This window comes from Candidatus Nomurabacteria bacterium (assembly GCA_020632395.1).
Taxonomy (GTDB): Bacteria; Patescibacteriota; Dojkabacteria; order SC72; family JAHDCA01; genus JACKFQ01.
Genome location: JACKFQ010000002.1, coordinates 80315 through 101300, shown reverse-complemented (window position 1 = coordinate 101300; position 20986 = coordinate 80315). Strand labels below are relative to the sequence as shown.

Sequence of the window (20986 nt, the reverse complement as noted above, 5' to 3'; positions counted from 1 at the left end):
CTTACCTAATACGAAAGATATCCTTTGATAGCAGTTAGTATCGCGCTTTGCAAGTAGGCTCTATGAAAAACTTTTGTAATTATTTGATCATTCCTTTAAAATTGTACTGATATAGTTCATTTATCTGCTGCCTTTGTACAGTGAGACAACAAGATTATATGAATAATATATATTTTTTAAAGCATTCGAAAACATATCCAGCATTTACTTTTATCGAGATCTTGGTCGTTGTCGGTTTGATAGCATTATTGGGTGCTGTTGTTGCTATTGCAATAAATCCAACAAAGATGTACGAGTCCGCAAAGGTCTCAGAGACTAAGAATGAATTAAATGCTCTGTATAGTGCGATAGACCAGTATCTGATCGATAATAGCGGTTATCCTGAGGGGGTTAGCTCAATATACAAAGAAGTTTGTAAGAGTGGTGTGCCAAGATCCGAATGTGAATCCAGAGGCATGATCAGTTTAGACGACTTGATCCCTGATTATGTAGTCGATATTCCAATATCCCCAGATGTTGAGGATGATAGCTTAGGGACTGGTTATGAGGTGAAGGTAAAAGGTTCTAACCAACGAACTGCAATGATCGATGGGATCTTCATCCCAACTGATCAAACTCCTATCACTGTGAATGATGAAGATATTATTGTTGTCGGATCAGGACAAACCTATACTACAATCACTTCTGCAATGAATTCGATCACTGATAGCTCAGCAACCAAGAGTTACACTATCTTTGTTATGCCTGGCACATATAATGAAAGTATCGATATAAAGGAATATGTCGAAGTTAGAGGATCTGGTGTCGGAAAGACCGTATTGTTAAATAATGCATATATGAGTAACTCCTCAAGTATACGTGATCTAACGATAAAACGGTCGGGAAACATATCCTGGTGGGCACCAATCGATGCATATTCTCGTCGTGCTGCAAATCCTTGTTATGTAAAGAATGTGAATATCGAGATCGATACAAATACTGGACCTATATACCCACTTTTGACTAGGACAGGTAGCTTTATGATAGCTAATAATGTAACCGTAAACGCTAAGCAACCTCCTGCAGGAGATGGATTATATGCGATAACTCATAATGCAGGAGGAGGTAGATTTTATAATATGAATATTGCTCTTGAAGTAAAAAGTGGCTCTGGCACAAGAGACGATGTTGGTATTGTGAATACCTTCTGGGCTTCGAATTTCAGTATGTATGATTCAGATATCACAATTACAAATAATGCTACTTCGAATAATACTATTGATAAGATCATATATACGAATTCGGCAGCACAGACCCGGATCTATGATAGTGTGATAAATTACACTTCTGCGACCAAATCAGTAGGATTGTTCTATCCGGTATCATCTGGAAATACTATGTTGATAGATAATGTAGTTGCTAATTTGTCAGTAACTGGGAGTGGAACTACGACGTATGGATTTTATGGGATCATAAACTCCTCATCAATTACAGATTCAACTATAAATATAAATAAATCATCAGATGGAACGGTATATGGTGTGAGAATAAACAAGACCCCAGTATCAGTCACAAATACATCTGTAAATATTGAGAATATCGACTCGTCTCCGACCTCTTATGCTTTATATGTCGAAACATCTTCCCCCTCAATATCGGGTTCTGATTTTACAGCAACAGGGGTAGGGACGACGTACGGTGGCTATATAACAAATGTTACATGCAATCCAACGATCAGTAATACTGATTTCTTCGGTACCACAACAGGTTTATTTCTGAATAGTGGATGCACACCAAATCTTACTAATGTGACATACAACTCTCTGGTTGATCTGTAGAATTTGCTTTACTGATCAGTTTCTCCAATCAGTTTGAAGATCGTAATTTTCTAATGAAATACCCTTCATATTTTGAGAGGTCATAATCATACCCAAATATGTCACCATCGGATCTGATAACGGAATAGAATTTTCCATCCTTATATTTTGTGATCTCATATATCTGACTATCAGCGAGGAGTAATCCATATGCGGTCTTATACTGTTCGATCAGAGTATCCGAGAAACCCACACTCCCATATCCAGAGAAGATCTCATATGTAAAGTCAACTTCATTGCCCCACAGATGTAGAGTAGAATCCCGTTCAGTAAATACGAAATATCCTTTTCCGATCTCAATAGGGAAGTCCTTATATGTGTAATCTACAAATTTGGATTTCTTATAAACCTGCCAGGTACCATCTCGTATCGTGGATATCTCTGTTGCATCTCCACCTTGTGTGTTTATTTTATCTAATAGTGATTTTGCTGTAAAACTTTCAGCTTCGAAAGGAAACGCTATCATGTTCAAACCCTTGTTCAATTGATAGCTATGTTGGGTTTGTTCGGGCGCCCGTTTTATTATGATAGGTATACCTGCAAATTTCTCGATTTGCTCTCCCTCTGGATCGTATTTTTGATTCTCATTTGTATCCGTAAATAGAAACATCTTTGCATTGGAAGGGTCGATCTGATGAACAGTCGGTTCGCTTGCATAAGCTTTCTGCAACAGACTTTCCGATTGAGTTTCTACATCCGGATCGTAACTGATCAAAAATGATCCTGTCTCGGAATCGTAATCGATTGGAAAAGCTGAATAGATCTCATAAAGTCCAGAGGTATCTACTCTCGGTATAGCGGGCAAGGAATAACTTGTTTGCTCGTCTAGATCTGAAGGATCAAGCAAATCAAATCCATTCTCTATCAATCCTGCAAAATCAGCAAAACCCATACTGTTTGTGGTCACTATATAAGCATCTTTTGTGTCATCCCAAACAAGTAACGAATCAAAATGCAGTAGATTTGGGTACTGGTCAAGATGATCAATTATGCACTGCGCTTTGTTCTGATCATAACCATAGTAATCTGTGATCTTTTCTAACAACCAGTCTAACAGGTCCTCTGTATCGACTTCTGTACCTGGTGGCATACTACTGAGTATCTCGTAATAGTATGCATTCTTAAATTCATAAATGATCTCTCCCACCTCTTCATAGGTACAAACCGGGGTGTCTGTATTAGAAACAGCTTCATTTGATGCAGGTTCATCACGATCAGGATCGAAAGTATCTGTTTCAGAGATCGCAGGATCATCGCTTCCTACAGTATCATCATCTGGTAGATTCCAATTCCTCTTTATTCCAGACCCCACATATTCCAAACCCCTCACACCGTCACTGTATTCATTATGGGTTTGTGCGTAACGTCTCCCTACAACATCTGTTATATTCACCTTATTCACAATGTCGCATATTCCTCCTCGGCACATACCGTCAGGATCTAGGCAGTCATTCTTATATCGTTGACTATTTCTTATCGCATCCAGATCTGTCTCACCTCCATACCACTCTTCTGAAGCGATCTCCATTGGAAGTCTATAGGATCCTTTATACTTAAATGCATAACCAATCTCTAAGGGTGTGCTCAAGGAACAGTAATCTGCACAAAATTCTTTATGTATCACGGGTAAACTCCTATAACAAGAGGCTGCCTGATCACCAGCCTGGTGCATCGCTTCATGAGCAGCTGTTAATGCAACATTCGGCTCATTCCAATCTAACCTTATGACGGGTCTTCCACTTTTGTCAGTTGTGTATGATCCTCCTCCTCCTCCAAAACCTCCCGTGATCAGTCCAGCCTTGACCCCGACAGACTCGATCGCCTCTTTGATCGCTGTGAATATCTGTACTAAAGATGGGTCGACCTTGTAACCTACCTTAGGTGCATCTGCAGGTACACAAAAAATCACCCCGGGCTTTGACACATAGATATCTTGACCAGCTGGGCAATTGAAACCTCCTTGCCCAGAACCGAACTGATTAGGGTCATATGCTGGTGTTGTATAGCTACTCATCTCTCCCTCGAGCTTTATACAAGTGCAAGTGTCTATACCTGCATCGCTTTTGTCGGGGTTACCACATTGACCATACCAATTTCCATCAGAGTGCTCTGACGAGCATGCTACCGAACATTTATATTCACATAGCTGACTATCAAGAGGTGTACTCCCTCCAACCTCCGGTACACCATTCTCCCATCCGGCGTTAGACATGTCAGGAGCTGATGTTGATGTCGAATTTCCAGCAGTACCAGAGGAACCTGAGCTTTGTGATGTGCATGAACAGATGATAGGGTAACCTTCTTCATCGACCTCCCATGCACAGGTACTACCTGGTAAACAAGCTCTCCCACGACTCGTATCAGAGCGACAGATCCTTGTTTGTCCGGCAGAGCAGGCATAGACCTCTGAGACAAGAAGATTTTCACTTTTTTTCTTCGGCATGATATCTGATCCCCAGTCCATACTTCTTGTACTCCAGATGAGTCCTAGATCTTTTTCTGTCCTACTACTAAGTTCTTCTGTGGTGTATGTGAGTGAGGTGTCGTAGCCACCTAGATATGATAGGTCTACGTTTATAGGTATTGACAGTGTGTCTTCAAAGTCAGATCCGTGTAAACCAAATTTTGCAGCTTCTAAAACGAACTTACCTTCTTCAGCTGTGATCGTTGAGATCGTAATGCCATTATATGTTGCATAAACCAATGCACCTTGAACAAATTCACCTTCATAGGATACAGAACCTGAAAGTGGCAATGGATCAGAGTCACCTTTCTGAACCTTATGTCTCTCCTCCCAATCCTCTGGGAAGATAACTTTATCAGTCTTCCATAATCTCCCCGTAGAGTCCTTTAATGCGACCCGATAGCTCTCATTAGGATCTATTTTTTTGAATGTGTAATAATGGGTATAATATCCGGGTTTGAAAGTATCAGAAACTCTTTCGATGATCCTGATATCTTCAGTCTCTGATGTAGCTTTTGAAGATATCAGTTTTGAGATCCCCTCTCCTTCGGTTAAAAGGACTGCTTGAAAATACTTAGGTTGTAATGTGCTGAAGGATATTGAGAAGGAACTGTCAGAGAAATCACTTGCAATGATGTTGTATTTATCAATTATCGACTCACTTTTATAGAGATATATGAGTAAGGAAACTAGAAACAGAGTGAGTGATACAATCCCCAAAAGTATCATCCTTAGTTCGAACTGTTTGTTTTTTGATCGTTTTTTCTGTTTACTTTTGGACACCATAGTTGGAATAATTGAGAATGTTTATACTAATTTATCACCTTTGCCTACTCAATCCAAGTTTACGATCAGCACTTTTTTGTGAATTTATAAATGAAGCTAAATGCTCGGAGATATACATACTTGTATGCCGATAGAAAGTTCTGACACCCACATCATTTTGTATTATAATCATAATTAGACCCAATATCTTGTATTACAGACCAATATTATCGTGAACCATGCAGTCGATATTTCAAAATTCCATAAATCTTTCGGAAATAAAGAAGTTATCAAACAAATGGATCTTCAGATAGACTCTGGTGAAGTTTATGCCCTGATAGGTGCTAACGGATCAGGTAAAACCACAACGATCAGATGCTTATTGAACATCTATACTATCTATCAAGGAGAGCTCCTTGTTTATGGCCAAAGATATACAGAGAAACAAGCACATATCTTAGGCTATCTTCCTGAAGAAAGAGGACTGTATTTGGGTATGAGAACATTAGATGCCCTAGTGTATCACGCTACTTTGAAAGGTATGAGCAAGAAGGATGCTACAACAGCATCGAGAGAGTATCTTGAAAGTGTGGGAATTGCAGAAAAGGGGTCGCAAGAGATCAGAAAACTATCATCTGGGCAACAACAGAAGGTTCAGCTTGGTTTAGCTCTCATCCACCAACCAAAACTTCTTATACTAGATGAGCCTACAAAAGGTCTTGATCCTGTAAATAGAAAACTTCTGATAGATATGATCATGGAGCTACGAGATAATGGCACAACCGTACTATTTAGTACTCACATATTAGAAGAGGTCGAAAAAGTCGCGAACAAAGTTGGCATACTGCATAACGGTCGTATTGCGCTGGACGGGAGTGTAAACAAGGTCAGAGAAGAAGCTGCAGATGGATCGTACTACATCGTGATCCCTGAAGGTACAACTATACCTAAGATTGACGGTATCAGTACAACCCCTTTTAGAGAAGGGTATTTAGTAAGAACAGTAAAACCAGCAGAGGATAATGAAGTTTTAAAGAAACTATTAAATGAAGGGGTGAAGATCAGATCGTTTGAGCGATATTTACCTACTATTGAGCAGATCTTCATAGATATAATGAAAGGCAATAACTAAAATGAACAAACTACTACTTGTCGCTAAAAGAGAATACATAACTGTAGTAAGGAAGAAGAGTTTTTGGCTTTCTACCCTGTTATTGCCAATTTTGATAGTTATTGTCTCGTTACTAAATACGTTCTCAGCAGAAACGGCACAGCAGAAATTCGAAGAGATCCAGAAATTCGACAAGGATAATGTATTATTGGTACTTGATGAAACTGGTCTAATTGATACCGAAGCAGTACAAGGAGAAGGTGTGGAGTTCGTCTCTACGATCGAGGAGGGGAAAGAGATCGTTTTGGATGGTGGTGCCTCAGTATTCTTTTATTATCCTCAGTCGCTTCTGGAAGGCAAAGGAAAGATCGAGATCTACAGGATCAATCTCAATGTGATAGAGAATAATCAGTACAATAGCACAGCAGTAGCTTTATTACGTAGCTCTGTGCTTTCGACCCTTGACCAGACGCAGTATCTGATCTTAGAAACACCTCCCGGAGTAGAGCTGAATGTATATGAAAATGGCGAAAAGGTAGAGGAAAAAGTTGAAGATTACATAGTTCCGATCGGAGCATTTGTAATATATTTTTTGATGATAACATCTGGCACGAGTTATCTCCTGGCAAGTGTGGCAGAAGAAAAAGAGTCGAGAATGATGGAGATCATACTCACCTCTATTCGCTCAGATGATCTTATAAAAGGGAAATTGCTAGGCTTGATAGGTATTGTTGTGACTCAGATCACACTTCTGATAACTTTAGGGGTTATGGGGTTAAAGATCTCGGATGCCTCATTACCTATAGATGTAAGTCAGATAAGTATCGACCCGGTACAGGCCATACCTTCATTTTTATATGCATTTCTTGGCTTTGTGATACTAGCTAATATCATGGTTGGTGTGGGAGCGGCAATGCCAACCCTCAAAGAATCGCAGAGTTTTTCTTCTGTATTTATAATGTTGGCGATACTTCCTTTGTATATGATAGGTTTCTTGATAGCGGATCCTGATGGAACCCTTGCTCTAATTTTAAGTTATGTACCGATTTCTTCTCCTTTGATATTGCTCTTTAGGAATGGTATAGGAGTCTTATCTTCATTCGAAATTGTTGCATCGATAGTTGCTCTGATATTGCAGTTGATCATTAGCTATTTCATCGCTTTAAAGCTTTTTGAACTTGGTGCATTGGAGTTTGGGCAGAGGATCTCCTTTGATACTCTCAAAGAATGGTATAAGAGCAGGGGATCTTAGTAAGTATTGGTGGGATCCTCTCTGCAGGACTCTCTTAAAGTATCGAATAGGACATACCAGAAAGTACTCACGAAGGCATTTAAGTAAGAGGGGATCTTGAGGTAGTACATTAAGTAAAAACTCACTCGCAAGAAGATCCCAGTATCAAGCCCAAGTATTAGAACCTAGTATCACGATCCAGCATCAAGATCTAGTAACAAAAGTTCGGTTTTTTTATATATAAAATTTTTAACTCATCAAAACTATGGATCATGTGGCGATCATGAAAAGGTCTTCCGGTTTGATCGAGGATATACTTTCGAGAAAGAAAAGGATCGAATCCCGATGGTATGTAAATCGTATAGCTCCTTGGGGAAAGATAAAAAAGGGTGACCGGGTGTTTTTTAAATATTCGGGTGATCCTGTTACTGCATGTGCAGAAGTCTTGAGAGTAAAACAGTATGAAAATCTAAACAAAGAGCTGTTCGAGAAGATAGCACATGACCATGGTGACGAGATCAGTATGAAAACTACGACATATAATGAGTACTATGAGAAAAAAAGATATTGTATTCTTGTATTCCTGAAAGAACCGAGGAAGATCAAACCGTTTGAGATCGATAAGAAGGGTTACGGGATCTCATCCGCTTGGATGTGCGTCGGGGATATTGCAAATGTTGTAAAGACTGGATAGAAGTATACAGAAATGTTTGATATATGATATCCTCTTAACCATGAAAGAAGCTCTGTTATCATTCTTAAAGATCGGGTCAACATCAGACAACATTCCAAAACTCCATGAAGCGATTAAATTTGTCGAACAGTTAGTAAGTGATCTTGATCTGAATATTGAAAAGTACGAAAAGAATGATATCCCTTCAATTGTTATCTCACAACGAAAAACCCTTACACCGAAGATCATGTTGAGTGGCCATGTTGATGTGGTACCTCCCTTGGATAGTGATCAATTTGAACCTTATGAGAAGGATGGGAGGATCTATGCAAGGGGTTCTAGTGATATGAAAGGGGTAGATGTCGCAATGATATATGCATATAAGGAACTCATTTCAGAAGGAAATAAACTCGATGTCGCACTTATGTTCACATCTGATGAAGAGGTCGGTAGTGATAATGGTGTGCAGTATCTCTTGAATGATGTTGGGTATCGACCCGGAGTTGTATTTCTACCTGATTCGGGACCAAACTGGTCGATCTGTGTAGCTGAGAAAGGGTTGTGGCATCTGAAATGTACTGCAACGGGAGTGGCAGCACATGGAGCAAGACCATGGCTGGGCAAAAATGCTATAAATCAACTTACCGAAGCATACAGTTGGCTACATGACGAATTTATTACTAGGTGGGGAACACCTACAGCTTCGAATGATTGGATACCTACTGTAAATATTGGAATGATCAAAGGTGGATCTGCTATAAATATGGTGCCGGATAGTGCCGAAATGTTTCTTGATATAAGGATACCTGCCGAGTTTGATCCGTTAATTATACAAGAGCTTGTCACCAAAGAATTTACATCGCGTAACCTACTATTAACCACTATACATTGGAGTAGTGCGGTTAATAATGATCCAAGATCAGGTCCGACTAAGATCTGGCAGGAGATTACCCATGATCATGGTATCCAACCCGAAATAATCAGATCGCATGGTGGTTCGGACGCAGCATTTTTTAGTGCAAAGGGTATCCCAGTGCTTATGACTATGCCAACATGCTCATCAGCGCATATTAAGGATGAATGGGTAGACTTTGAGGATCTAATGAAATTCAAGGACCTAATAAAAGAATGGATAATCGCAAATTGTAAATAATCTTTAACGAATAACAGAATGAAGGGGTTAGATTTTCCTATGCCAAACACAAAGACTAGATCAGGTCGTGATAGTTATGATCTGTCAGATCCGGCAGAAAGACAAGTATATTTTCAAGATAAGATCGGTAAAGAGATTGCCGATCTGAAAGATTATATGAGAGATAATACGTTCATAGTCTACATTCTTGGAAAGAAACAAGCAGGTAAAGGAACTTTCACTAAGCTCTTAGCTGAGATCTTTGGCTCTGATATGATCAAACACCTCTCTGTAGGTGATATCGTAAGGGCTGCTGATGAGATCAAGAACGATCCAGTAGAGAGGCAAGCTCTGGAAGAGTATCTGAAAGCTAATTATAGAGGTTTTATATCCATAAATGATGCAATAGAGGCCTTTATGAATCGCTCTACCGCACATCTTCTACCTACCGAGTTCATTCTCGCTCTCGTTAAACGCGAGATCGAAAAGGCCGGTAGGAGAAATCTGTTCATTGATGGGTTTCCTAGAAATATGGATCAGGTGACATACTCACTGTATTTTAGAGAGCTGATCAATTATCGCGATGACCCTGATCTTTTCATGCTACTGGATGTTCCCGAATCAGTAATTGATACACGCATCAAATACAGGAGGATCTGCCCCAAATGTCATACATCAAGAAATCTGTGGGCTTTCCCCACAAAGGAAGCTGGCTATGACCCTGATAAGGATGAGTTTTACCTGATTTGTGATAACCCTGAATGTAGCTCTGAGCGAATGGTTGAGAAAGAGGGGGATTCTCTTGGCATAGAAACTATCCGGGAAAGGATAGAGATGGACGATGAGTTGATCCGAAAGATCTTTGACCTGCATGGCGTTCCAAAGATCTTTGTGAGAAATTCTGTTCCGGTGGAGATCGCAGCTGATATACTTGATGATTACGAATTAACACCTCGTGCATCTTATGAGGTAGTAGATGGTAAGGTAGTACGGAAGGATACGAAGTGGACTTTTATCGATGACAATGGTGTAGAATCATATAGTATAGTGGCTCCTGCAGTTGTAGTGGAGATGGTGAAGCAGTTGTCTACCCAGCTAACTTATAGTTAGAGAGGTTTATAAAAGTAAAGCAGCTTAGCAACTATAGGCTTGATCTGTTTTCTGGTTGAACATTTTAATTATTAGTTACAAAGAAGATCATGAATTCATCTGAGAAGAGACGACTAGGGATAACATTCATCGTCGTATGGGTATTGTTGGTCATCTATGCCATATTTGACCCACAACTAATGAACGATTTTATACCGATGAGATCCGTTTTGGAGGAAAGCTCTTTCGCTCGCATTATGTTCATTGATATAGGTGTTTTCTCGACAATATCTTGTTTTTGGATCCTAAATAGTGAAAAGAGCAAGCGAAGATATCCTTTTGCTTTAGCGGTTCTATTCGTAGGGTCATTTGCATTATTGCCATTTCTTGCGATCCATAACCTTCTACCCGAAAAAGTGGCACAAAAAACAAATAAGTCTTGATGGATAGTGGAATTCGTATATAGTACTACGTTCGTAAAGTTGTTATTATAAGGCTCATTTGCCAGATATACCTAAGAGAAATATTGTACTCGGGGAGTAGTTCAGATGGCTAGAACGCTGCATTCGGGTTGCAGAGGTCGCAGGTTCAAGTCCTGTCTCCCCGACAGAGTAAATGACCACCGTTAGGTGGTCGTTTACTCTGTATGGATGGTGTATTTGGACTTGAACCTACTGCAGGGACCTATGATGCAGTAGAATTATTCTGCATCATACATCGAGGCATGTTTGCCGAGATGGTCCTGTCTCCCCGACCAGTTAGGTCAGCTTTTTCTTCAGCATTTTAAAAGCCTTATACAGCGGACTAATCTTGCAGTTCGTAGAAATGACGCAAAGTAAGGTAAATATCACTCCATAAGCAAGAATGCCTATATAACTCTAATAATTGGGTTCGAGTCTTAGAAAATGTTTCTTTTCAGAGGGGACTTTTAATGTTTTTTAGTTTCGGATTTGTAACTTGAGTATATCTTTGTGTGGTTCTAATATTTTGATGACCAAGTAATTCTTGAACATATCTGATATCAACTCCGTTTTCTAGTAAGTGAGTTGCAAAGCTATGGCGTAGTGAATGAAATGTCGTCTCCTTCTTAATTCCTGCTTTTTTCAGAGCATTAGTAAAAATCTTTTGTGCAGTACGAGTTGTAAGATTTCCTCCTCGTTCACTTGTAAAAACATATTCGTTTTGATCTCTTGAATTAATTATCAATTTCAGATCATCCTTAATTTTTTCTGGGATAATAGTAATTCTATCCTTTTTCCCCTTGGCTTTCTTAATATGGAGTGTGAGATTATCAATATCTACGTCCTTGACCTTTAAGTTGACGACTTCGCTAACTCTTAATCCTGCTCCATATGCTAGCAAGATGATTAATTTGTGTTTGGGGTTATTTATGACTTCACTCAACTTTGTGATTTCCTTGCGATTCAATATAACAGGGAGACTTTTATTTTGTTTTGCAGATTTGATGTCTACCTTTTTTGAAGTTTTAATGACGTTGTGGTAATAGAATTTAATTGAATTCAAATATAGATCTCTTGTCTTAGCAGACAGTCCTTTATCTGAACAGGAGAGTAAAAAGTTTTGTATATTGTGGATATCTAGCTGTTGGAAATTATTTTTCTTGAACCGAAAGTATTTTTGAATTCCACTAGTGTAGCTTTTTATTGTTTTAGAACTGTAATTGCGAATTTTTAATTCTCGTACAGTTGCTGTAATTTCTTTTTTCATTTGTTGTTTTTTATGAGATGATATTGATAATTAGTTTAGAGTTATTTTGTCAGAAACTGTTCGCATAGTATATGCATTTCTGTACAAATTGCGAAAACACTTCGTATAGTAACGAGTTATACGCAATCAGAAGTCGGCTTTTAATTAAGAAGGAATGAGCGCACACTTAACACAACAATTATAAATCATTTATACTTTACAATATTATTATGGCAAACAAGACTACAAAACTAACCAAAAAGAATTACAAAAAAGATGCTCTTTATGAATGGAATAGATTAGCACAAGACCCCTTTCATAAAATAGAATTTGACACATCAATAAAATTCCTAAAAAAATATCTTCCAAAATCTGGAGTAATTCTTGACGCAGGTGGTGGTCCCGGAAGATACTCAATTGAATTGGCAAAAATGGGATATGATGTTGTTCTTCTGGATTTGGTCACAGAACACCTAGAACTTGCTAGGGAACAAATTAAAAAAGCAAAGGTACAAACAAAAATTAAAGATATTGTAGAGGGGTCTATTACAGACTTATCTGAATTTGAAAATAATTCTTTTGATGTAGTATTGTGCTTGGGCGGACCACTCTCTCATGTCAGCCCAGAATCCGAAAGACTAAAAGCAATTGACGAATTAATTAGAGTCGCAAAAAAGGGTGCTTTAATTTTTGTTTCAGTAATGAGCAAGTATGGGGTACTCCTAGCCACTCCTCTTGGTTGGCCACAAGAAGTAGTTTACAAAAAGCATTTCGAGGGACTGGTATCTGATGGTGAAGATTATAAATGGAGAGGAGATGGCTATTGTCATTATTTTACCTCATCAGAGCTTGAGTCCATTTTTACCAAAAAAGATGTGCAAATTCTTGAGAAAGTGGGTCTTGAAGGCTTAAATGTAAATCCTGAAGCGACAAATAAATTTGCAAAGAAATATCCAAAAGCATGGAAAAATTGGTTAGCCATTCATAACAAAATTTGCACCGATCCAATAATTGTTGATTTAAGTGGACATATGATGATAATTGTTAAGAAAAAATAGGTGTGCGCTCATAAAAAAGAAAAAAGCCGACTTCTGACTTTCTCGGCTATCGCCACGAACCACGCTGCGCTCTCCTCCCTTTGGTCGTCGGGGCGTATAACAAGGGATATACGGTTCGGTGCTCGGCTCGCCCCTCACCCAAATTTTGCTCCGTTTCACTCCGCAAAACTTCGTATATCCCTAACGTTATATGAAATTGAATTAAGCTCTGTATGGTGCAAGAAATAACACAATTCGATAAACAATGCTTGGAGTCGGCCATCAGTATTGCTAGAGAAACTTTCAAGCTTGGGAACTATCCTGTGGGGGCTGTTTTGGCTATCAATAATAAAACGCTTGGCGTCGCTGGCAACGAAATCAATAAACAAAAATCCTTTGTGAATCATGCCGAAAATTCTCTAATAATTAAGTACGGCAAAGAGCTGGCGGAAGTTCGTAAGGATAATTCAAAAATTGTCTCTCTATACAGTACGCTTGAACCTTGTATTCAATGCTTGGGAGCTTCTGTTACAAATCACGTAGACAGGATTTTGTTTATTGAACCTGATCCAAATGGCGGTGCTTGCGACTTAAAACATGATAATATCGGATTATGGTATCGTGAATTTTGGCCAGAAATTAAGCACTGTGCAATATCGGATGAGCCAAAACAGCTGATGATAAAATTTTTCAAGGAGGAAATAACAAAGGGCAATACTGATTGGTCTGAGAAAATGTTGAAACTGCTAGGAGCCGCTTAATTCAACTCTCGTATAACACTGATTATCCGGTTCCATGAAAAAGACACTTTTGAATAATTTAAGGACTTGTCTTTTTCATTCCATCCAAATTTTTTGCCTACGAATGGCGATCAATTAAAGCATATTCAAATGTCGAACGAATGTGCTAAACTGTACATAAATACTGGGAAATCCGGCAAAAAACTTCTCATATTCGGATACGTTATGTGAAATTCAAAAAATATTTTTCTAAGATGAATAATGAAAATAGGCTTTCTAAAAAGGGAATAAATTTGATTTTTTCTAAAATAAAAGAGGGGGATAATAATGTGTTTTCTCCACTTCGTTCCGAAAACGATTGATTTATAAATTTTAATTCTTTACTCCTACTATTATGAAACTACTATTAACATCAAGCGGACTAACAAACAATTCAATTGCCAATGCTTTGTTTGAATTAACTGGAAAGAAACCAGAAGAAACAACAGTTGTTTTTATTCCTACTGCAAGCAATGTTGAATCGGGCGATAAAGATTGGCTAATTACTGATTTAGTGAATTTGAAAAAACAAAATTTCAAATCAATTGAAATTACTGATATTTCAGCTGTTGATGAAAAAATATGGAAACCGAGTTTAGAAAGAGCTGATGTTTTGTTTTTTGAAGGAGGAAATACTTATCATCTAATGAGATGGCTAAATAAATCAGGTTTATCTGAAATGTTGTCTGATTTATTTAAAGATAAAGTTTATGTTGGTGTTTCTGCTGGAAGTATGGTTACTAATCCTGATTTAGCATTGAAATTATCCCAAGTGATTTATGAAGAAGATATGCTTGAAACTGAAGAATTAAAAGGTTTAAACTTTGTAGATTTTTATTTCTTGCCACATTTGAATTCTGAATGGTTTAAAAAAATGAGAAGAGAAAATATAGAAAAAGTTGGTCAAGAAATAAGCAAAACAATTTATGCACTTGATGATGATTCTGCATTAAAGATTATTGACAACAAAATTGAAGTGATTAGTGAAGGAGAATGGTTTGTTATTAATGAAAAAGAATAAGGAGTTTTTATTTTTTCCAATTCATCCCTAACCCCTCTTGGAAAAAGAAAAACGAAAAAATCAAATTTATAAGAAATAACCGAAAGCCTCTCTGATGAATCAGAACGAAAAATATTTTTTGAACTCAAGCCACGCTGCGCTCTCCTCCTTTCTGTCGTCGGGGCGTATAACAAGGGATATACGGTTCAGCCCTCGGCTCGGGCTTCACCCATATTTTTGCTCCCGTTGGTCGCAAAAACATCGCATACGCAGGAACGTTAAATGAAATTTACCCTACAACCATTAGAAGAATAAGATTTAATTTATAAAGGATTTTCACAAAATATATGACGCTTAAAAATTTTTTATTAGGTTCAATACCAAAAGGAGATGATGTTAGAGAAAATTGGAAAGATTGGAAAGTTGAATACAAAGAAAAACTTTCAAAAATTCCCAATGTTGAAATTACAGATGGTGATGCATGGAAAGATGAAACTAAACCTTTGCAATTAGTTGGTCATGATTCTAATCTCGTAAAAACAGCAGATATTATCATCGTTGATTCTAAGAAGAAACTTGGAGCTGGAACTGCTCAAGAAATGGTAATTGCAAAATATTTCAAAAGACCTGTAATTTCAATAATTCCAAAAGATACACATCATAGAAGATCAAATATTGTTTTTGATGGTACAAAAATCGATGATTGGATTCATCCTTTTCTATTGACCTTTTCTGATTTAGTTGTTGAAAATATTGATGACTGTATTGAATGGATTAAAGAATTTAGTAAAAATCCTGAAAGTAAAAAAATCAAAGATATTACGATTATTGATGAAGCAATTAATTCTTATCTTGATGAGAAGTAACGGGTTGAAGGACAAACTCCAGGGTACACTAGCGCTTTCACTCCAGTACGTTCCAGAAAAACTCCGCATATCCATAACGTTGTACGAAACAAAACGAAATGGTAAAATGCTACTACTATTTAATAACAAACCCATATGAAAACAATTGCAAATTCAGTTATCATTAGTTTCTTGATAATTCTTGTGGCAAACACAATTTATGTGTTATTAAATGTTCCTTCAGATGGCAGATGGATTTTGCAATTGCCAATTACGAGCATTTTTGCCATTGCTTATATCGTAATAGCTTACTTCATTACAAAGTTAATACATGTTGATGACAGTAGGCAGTATTTTACAATTCTACTCAATACATTAGTTGCTCTTAGTTTTTTTGTAGTAGGTTCGACAATAGAAAGATCATTTCAAAATGTTGATCTGTTTTACATTAACCGTTGGATTGCCATTGCCCCCTATATTATCATTTATTCGGTAGGTCTTGTTTTATATATAGCAATGGCAAAAATGATTCAGATGAAGAGCATATAGCGCTTTTCTTTTTACATCACACAACAGCAGCTATGCTGTGAGCCATTTTGTCGTGTCCAGTGCAACTGATTTCTAAAAATGGCTCGCCCCAATTTGCCTATTCGCTTAAATCTTGAGAAGATAATATCAGTTCCGTTCTTAGGCATACTTTGCATACACGCTAACGTTATATGAAATGACTCCATATCCATTATGTCACATCATCTAACAATGTGTATGCGACTACATAAAACAATAAATTAATCTTATCCCCTCTTCTATGAAAATATATATTGGACACTCTACCGATTACGATTTTGAAAAAGAGCTATATGAACCAATTCGTTCAAGCTTATTGAACACGGAGCATGAAATTATCTTGCCGCACGAAGCCTATGAAGACGCTAGTGATTTTGTAACGCGAGATATAATAAAGACATGCGACTTAATGATCGCGGAGGTTTCTTATCCATCGACAGGCCTGGGAATCGAGCTTGGGTGGGCTGATTTGTCAAAGTGTCCAATTATTTGTATTTATCATTCAGGACAAAGAACATCTAGCTCACTAAAAATCGTGACTGATAAATTTATAGAATATACCGATAAAGACGATTTGATGAAGAAACTCAAGGACACTATAGTAAAGTTACGGAGCTAAAATTAATTTATTGTTTTCTCCGTCCAAATTTTGCCAATAAATATTAATTTACATAAGGAATTTGCAAAACTTCGCTTCATCGGGAAACGTTATGCGAGATTTTTAAACTAACCTTTCTAAAATATGACGAAACAAAAAAACATACCAAGAGTTGGATTAGGCGTGATTCTTGTAAATCACGACGGAAAAGTCCTTATTGGCAAAAGAAAAAATAGCCATGCTCCATACTATTCCATTCCAGGCGGGCATCTAGAGCCAGGCGAAACATTTGAAGATGGCGCGATTAGAGAAATTAAAGAAGAAACCGACTTGGACATTAAAAATCCACGAGTGGTAGCCGTAACCAACAACTTAGAAACTTACAACAAAGAAGGGTTACACTACGTTTCGATCGCCTTACTTGCCCAGGACTTTTCCGGTGAGCTGAAAATAATGGAACCAGAAAAATGCGATGAGTGGCTATGGGTAGATCCAAAAAATCTCCCGACACCTCATTTTGATGCAAGTCGAATGGCAATTACCTGCTATCTACAAAAAACGTTCTACAAAAAGTTCGAATAGGTTAGTAAAAAACTAAATACTTCAAATTTGACAAAGTTTATTCCAAGATAACAACTGTGTGAACAATTTTACAAAGAGGTCGTGAAAACTCTCATCGAAACAGAATTTCATGGACTCAAATACTCTGCTGGATTGCTAGGTTCTGGCTCGGAGGTACTTGGATTTGATACGGAGCGTTCGACCGATCATCATTGGGGTCCACGTTTCCTGGTTTTTCTGTCACCAAAAGACGTTGGAAAAAAGAAGCAGATTTCTGATTTTCTTAGCAAAAACTTGCCTCCAACATATTACTCGGCGGTTCACTTTAGTAAGATTTATAATTAACAATCTAATATAAATATTATGAGAAATAACCCTATTTCGAGTATTTTTACAATTTTGTTCAACACATTAATGTCCTCATCTGTTTTTGCTTCACAAGGAATAGATGGCGGAGATGAATGTTCTGGCACAAGAGGGAAAAGTGAATTTTGCTGCACGATAGGGCATTCGGGGAGTAGAGGAGATTGTGAAGATGTTGTAGTAAATTATATTAAACAAAAATGTGCTTTTGTTAAAGACATCAATAAATGTGGAAAGCTTCCACAAGACTGGAAACAAGCAGAAGAAACCGAATTAGAGGGTAGAATATGTCCCTCATTGGATTATGAATGGCTAGATGATGCGTTAGATTGTGAATCAAAAATAATTGAAAAAAATGATGATAACCAGAATGACATTATTAATGATAATCAACAAAAATCAAATGTCACCCTAATTGTCGGAATTTCTGCAGTGGTTATAATCTTATTGATAATCTTTTGGTTTTTTCTCATAAAGCGAAGACAAAAGTGAACCTCCTACGTCATACGTTCGATGCTATCTGCCATAATATTTTAACCTTCTACAAAATATATGAGTGCCGGATATCCCCAAAGCCTTTCCTTCGTGAACAGGAAGTTCCAAGGGAAATAGACATTGTTAACCGCGAAAGGTTCAGTTTATGATTATAGTCCTGATGGGACGATTCAACGATTTAAAACCGCCGAGCAAAAAGAATATGATCCCCAAACCACAATATTTTTTGTACCTGACTATGAAACTATGAGAAAGTTAGCCCCTCCGTCCTTCAATGTTGATGCTGTTTTGGGCGATAATGAGACGCAGTATGAGCAATCTCTTTTTCAGATAGTTCAAGGGGAAGGGTCGCGTAACTACATTGTCAACGCTCAAGGGACTAAATTAGATACTATGGACGTTATTGTACAAGAAACGGGGCCGATTTTTTTAACGTTTGGTTCTGATGGGAAGGTTGATTTCTTTTTGCCTGTCTCTGCCATACCTATAGTCGGCTACTACACTTTCGATACTCGTAAATACCACGATCCACAAGATGGACAATGGAAACAGGAAAGGCATCTGAGGAATAAGGTGACTGAAATAAGGTATAAGAAAAAAATTACAGCATATAACACGGCATGTCTGGCTACAAGAAAAAGATTTTTTATAATTTTAGTGGAATGTCCTTTTCTTCCCCCCATATTTTCGTCTCTGTTCGGAGGTCAATCGAAGGTCTTCTGAAATGAAAAAGAACCAGCTAATATTTAAGTATAGATCAACAAATTAGGCGAAAACATATGATATGCCGAAACGTTATACTAAATAGATTTGAATTCATAAAATTGGAAGAGGGTAGATTTCATTTCGAATCATTTAAATAACAATTTTGACACAATTCAATTTAATACGGAAAATCAAAAGAGAGTCTATAAGTGGTATCTTATAATTGCAATTATTTATTCTTTCATAGCTATACTTGGCAGTTTAAGTATTCTTATTTTTTAATGTATCAACTACTGCACAACTAATTGCGGGAATGTTATTATCACCATCTATCTTGGGAATGTTTTTATTTAATGTAGTAATGTTCATAGTATTTACAGTAAAGAAGATAGAAGTATTGCGTTATAAATGTATGCTACAGATATGAATATAAGGAAACCCCAGAAGAATGACATCGAAATTATTAGAAAAATTCTGTCACAATGGACGGAAAAAGATGAGGTCGAAAAGTATATTGAACGTATATTAAATGAGATAAATAATAAAATTGAATTCAATACTCGATTCTGGGTTATAACAGATAATGCTATTCCAATAGGAGTTGGTGGAATTTCGGAACCCTTACCTAAAGTGAAATATTTGTCGAAAGGAAATAATCCAGCTGAGATAAAAATATTATATCTCGACAATAATTCACGTGGAAAAGGTGCAGGTAAAAAGTTACTTGTGTTTCTTGAGAACGTTTTATTTGATAAGAACCATGATGAAATTATCATTCGGAGTGCAGAAAAATATAAAGATACAGCATACGGTTTTTATGAAAAATTCGGATATAAGTTAGTTGACTATATTGATAACAATATGGCGGTTTTTATTAAAAGTCTGTAGTAAGTGTCAATTTACTTACGAACTTATACTCAAACTTTTACGACCTAAAATAGAGGAATATAGTACTATATTTAGACATATTTAAATCTCTGTGATGCTATGAATACATGATAAACCGCCAAGTACAGAAAAAAGAGTTGTAGAAAAGTAAGGTTCCTCAAAGCAGTATATTATAGTAACCGTTCTTAGATAACTATGCAGATCAATCGGAGGGTTCTCAGAACATAGAATGTAATCGAAAAACGATCTGTGTGAATTTACCCATATTTCCAGTCAACATCAATAATCCAATTATCAGGAGTAGATAACCACTTATTGTATGGATCTTTTTAGTGTATTTAGCGTATTTCTTTACTATCCCCGATGCACGATCAAAGAGAAGGGCGATCACTAGAAAGGGTACCATGATTCCAATTCCGTGTATTGTCAGTAGAAAAGCGCCTTGTGCAGGGGTGTCTGATTGAGTCCCTGCAAGAAGTAGGATCCCACCAAGTATCGGTCCTACACATGGGGTCCATGCAATTGCAGTTACAAATCCAAGTATGAATGGATAGATCGAACTACCTGCAAAGCGACTCAATTTATCAACCCCTATCTTCTTCTCGCGAAAAAGGAATTGAAGTCCTTTGATCTTTTCACCAAAGAGAACGAACGAACCTAATAGAATGATCAATACTCCACCGATCTGGGTAAGAAGATCCTTGTTGAGATTTAGTGATCTGCTGATAGATGATGCCGAATATCCAAGCAGTGTAAAGACAAGGATGAATCCTACAGCATAAAGTAATGTACTTCTCATTACACGAAATCTCCTGCCACCTGAGTCTGGATCTTCCATGGTTGCATTGTTAGTGATATATGCAAGAAAGGTGGGAAGTGCAACAAATGTACAAGGTGCGAAAAAAGTTAGTAAACCTGCTGTAAAGGCTGTGATAAACGTAACGTCGATCATTTAGATTTCAATTGAGATTAACTTTACAAATGTCATCTTACACTAATAGGCAATCTACTGTCATAAAATATTTCATATGTTTGTGTTGGGTATATTAAAGTGTTTCGGTTATACCAAACTGTGTTGGGTATATTACCGTTATTGTATTGATGGAATATCCCATGTTAC

Annotated in this window: 20 protein-coding genes and 1 tRNA gene; 18 read left to right on the top strand and 3 right to left on the bottom strand. The window is 37.3% G+C overall.

Features of this window, described 5'->3' with window-relative positions; translation table 11 throughout:
* Positions 1-158: 158 nt before the first annotated feature.
* Positions 159-1817: a hypothetical protein gene (locus H6763_02520; GenBank protein ID MCB9803681.1), complete on the top strand. Its 1659-nt coding sequence runs from the start codon at positions 159-161 to the stop codon at positions 1815-1817.
* Positions 1818-1845: 28 nt separating this feature from the next.
* Here the strand turns inward: H6763_02520 and H6763_02515 are convergent, their stop codons facing one another.
* Complete coding sequence (locus H6763_02515; GenBank protein MCB9803680.1) at positions 1846-5106, bottom strand: hypothetical protein; 3261 nt, start codon at positions 5104-5106, stop codon at positions 1846-1848.
* A 211-nt stretch (positions 5107-5317) separates the two neighbouring features.
* On the opposite strand from H6763_02515, the gene H6763_02510 reads away from it, so the two are divergent.
* The 7 genes from H6763_02510 (at position 5318) to H6763_02480 (ending at position 10928) form a co-directional block, all read left to right on the top strand.
* Positions 5318-6217, top strand: coding sequence for an ATP-binding cassette domain-containing protein (locus tag H6763_02510; GenBank protein ID MCB9803679.1), 900 nt, complete (start codon positions 5318-5320; stop codon positions 6215-6217).
* A gap of 1 nt (position 6218) precedes the next feature.
* Entirely contained in the window at positions 6219-7448 is a 1230-nt protein-coding gene (locus tag H6763_02505) for an ABC transporter permease (GenBank protein MCB9803678.1), read from the top strand.
* Positions 7449-7710: 262 nt separating this feature from the next.
* Positions 7711-8121 (top strand): hypothetical protein, encoded by a 411-nt coding sequence (locus H6763_02500; protein MCB9803677.1) that lies wholly within the window; start codon positions 7711-7713, stop codon positions 8119-8121.
* Between the two features lie 40 nt (positions 8122-8161).
* A complete protein-coding gene (locus H6763_02495; GenBank protein ID MCB9803676.1) occupies positions 8162-9253 on the top strand; it encodes a M20/M25/M40 family metallo-hydrolase in 1092 nt (363 codons plus the stop codon).
* 18 nt (positions 9254-9271) lie between these two features.
* Positions 9272-10342, top strand: a complete 1071-nt coding sequence (locus H6763_02490) for a nucleoside monophosphate kinase (GenBank protein ID MCB9803675.1) — start codon at positions 9272-9274, stop codon at positions 10340-10342.
* 89 nt (positions 10343-10431) lie between these two features.
* Positions 10432-10764 carry a hypothetical protein gene (locus H6763_02485; protein MCB9803674.1) on the top strand — a complete coding sequence of 111 codons (333 nt, stop codon included), beginning with the start codon at positions 10432-10434 and terminating at the stop codon, positions 10762-10764.
* 90 nt (positions 10765-10854) lie between these two features.
* Positions 10855-10928: transfer RNA gene (locus H6763_02480), tRNA-Pro, on the top strand.
* A 308-nt stretch (positions 10929-11236) separates the two neighbouring features.
* Here H6763_02480 and H6763_02475 read toward each other — a convergent pair.
* On the bottom strand, positions 11237-12049 hold the full coding sequence (locus H6763_02475) for a tyrosine-type recombinase/integrase (GenBank protein MCB9803673.1): 813 nt from the start codon (positions 12047-12049) through the stop codon (positions 11237-11239).
* Between the two features lie 209 nt (positions 12050-12258).
* Here H6763_02475 and H6763_02470 point away from each other — a divergent pair, with 209 nt between their 5' ends.
* The 10 genes from H6763_02470 (at position 12259) to H6763_02425 (ending at position 19866) form a co-directional block, all read left to right on the top strand.
* The gene (locus H6763_02470) at positions 12259-13086 is read left to right on the top strand and encodes a class I SAM-dependent methyltransferase (GenBank protein ID MCB9803672.1); all 828 of its coding nucleotides are present in this window, start codon (positions 12259-12261) and stop codon (positions 13084-13086) included.
* Between the two features lie 212 nt (positions 13087-13298).
* Complete coding sequence (locus H6763_02465) at positions 13299-13826, top strand: nucleoside deaminase (protein MCB9803671.1); 528 nt, start codon at positions 13299-13301, stop codon at positions 13824-13826.
* Between the two features lie 373 nt (positions 13827-14199).
* Positions 14200-14865, top strand: a complete 666-nt coding sequence (locus H6763_02460; protein ID MCB9803670.1) for a Type 1 glutamine amidotransferase-like domain-containing protein — start codon at positions 14200-14202, stop codon at positions 14863-14865.
* Positions 14866-15191: 326 nt separating this feature from the next.
* Positions 15192-15710 carry a hypothetical protein gene (locus H6763_02455; GenBank protein ID MCB9803669.1) on the top strand — a complete coding sequence of 173 codons (519 nt, stop codon included), beginning with the start codon at positions 15192-15194 and terminating at the stop codon, positions 15708-15710.
* 135 nt (positions 15711-15845) lie between these two features.
* Entirely contained in the window at positions 15846-16238 is a 393-nt protein-coding gene (locus tag H6763_02450; GenBank protein ID MCB9803668.1) for a hypothetical protein, read from the top strand.
* Between the two features lie 259 nt (positions 16239-16497).
* The gene (locus H6763_02445) at positions 16498-16875 is read left to right on the top strand and encodes a hypothetical protein (protein ID MCB9803667.1); all 378 of its coding nucleotides are present in this window, start codon (positions 16498-16500) and stop codon (positions 16873-16875) included.
* Between the two features lie 123 nt (positions 16876-16998).
* Positions 16999-17436 (top strand): NUDIX domain-containing protein, encoded by a 438-nt coding sequence (locus H6763_02440; protein MCB9803666.1) that lies wholly within the window; start codon positions 16999-17001, stop codon positions 17434-17436.
* Between the two features lie 393 nt (positions 17437-17829).
* On the top strand, positions 17830-18270 hold the full coding sequence (locus H6763_02435) for a hypothetical protein (protein MCB9803665.1): 441 nt from the start codon (positions 17830-17832) through the stop codon (positions 18268-18270).
* Positions 18271-18519: 249 nt separating this feature from the next.
* Complete coding sequence (locus H6763_02430; GenBank protein MCB9803664.1) at positions 18520-18996, top strand: hypothetical protein; 477 nt, start codon at positions 18520-18522, stop codon at positions 18994-18996.
* A 405-nt stretch (positions 18997-19401) separates the two neighbouring features.
* Positions 19402-19866: a GNAT family N-acetyltransferase gene (locus tag H6763_02425; GenBank protein ID MCB9803663.1), complete on the top strand. Its 465-nt coding sequence runs from the start codon at positions 19402-19404 to the stop codon at positions 19864-19866.
* A 217-nt stretch (positions 19867-20083) separates the two neighbouring features.
* On the opposite strand, the gene H6763_02420 is transcribed toward H6763_02425, so the two are convergent.
* Entirely contained in the window at positions 20084-20818 is a 735-nt protein-coding gene (locus H6763_02420) for a sulfite exporter TauE/SafE family protein (GenBank protein MCB9803662.1), read from the bottom strand.
* Between the last annotated feature and the right edge of the window lie 168 nt (positions 20819-20986).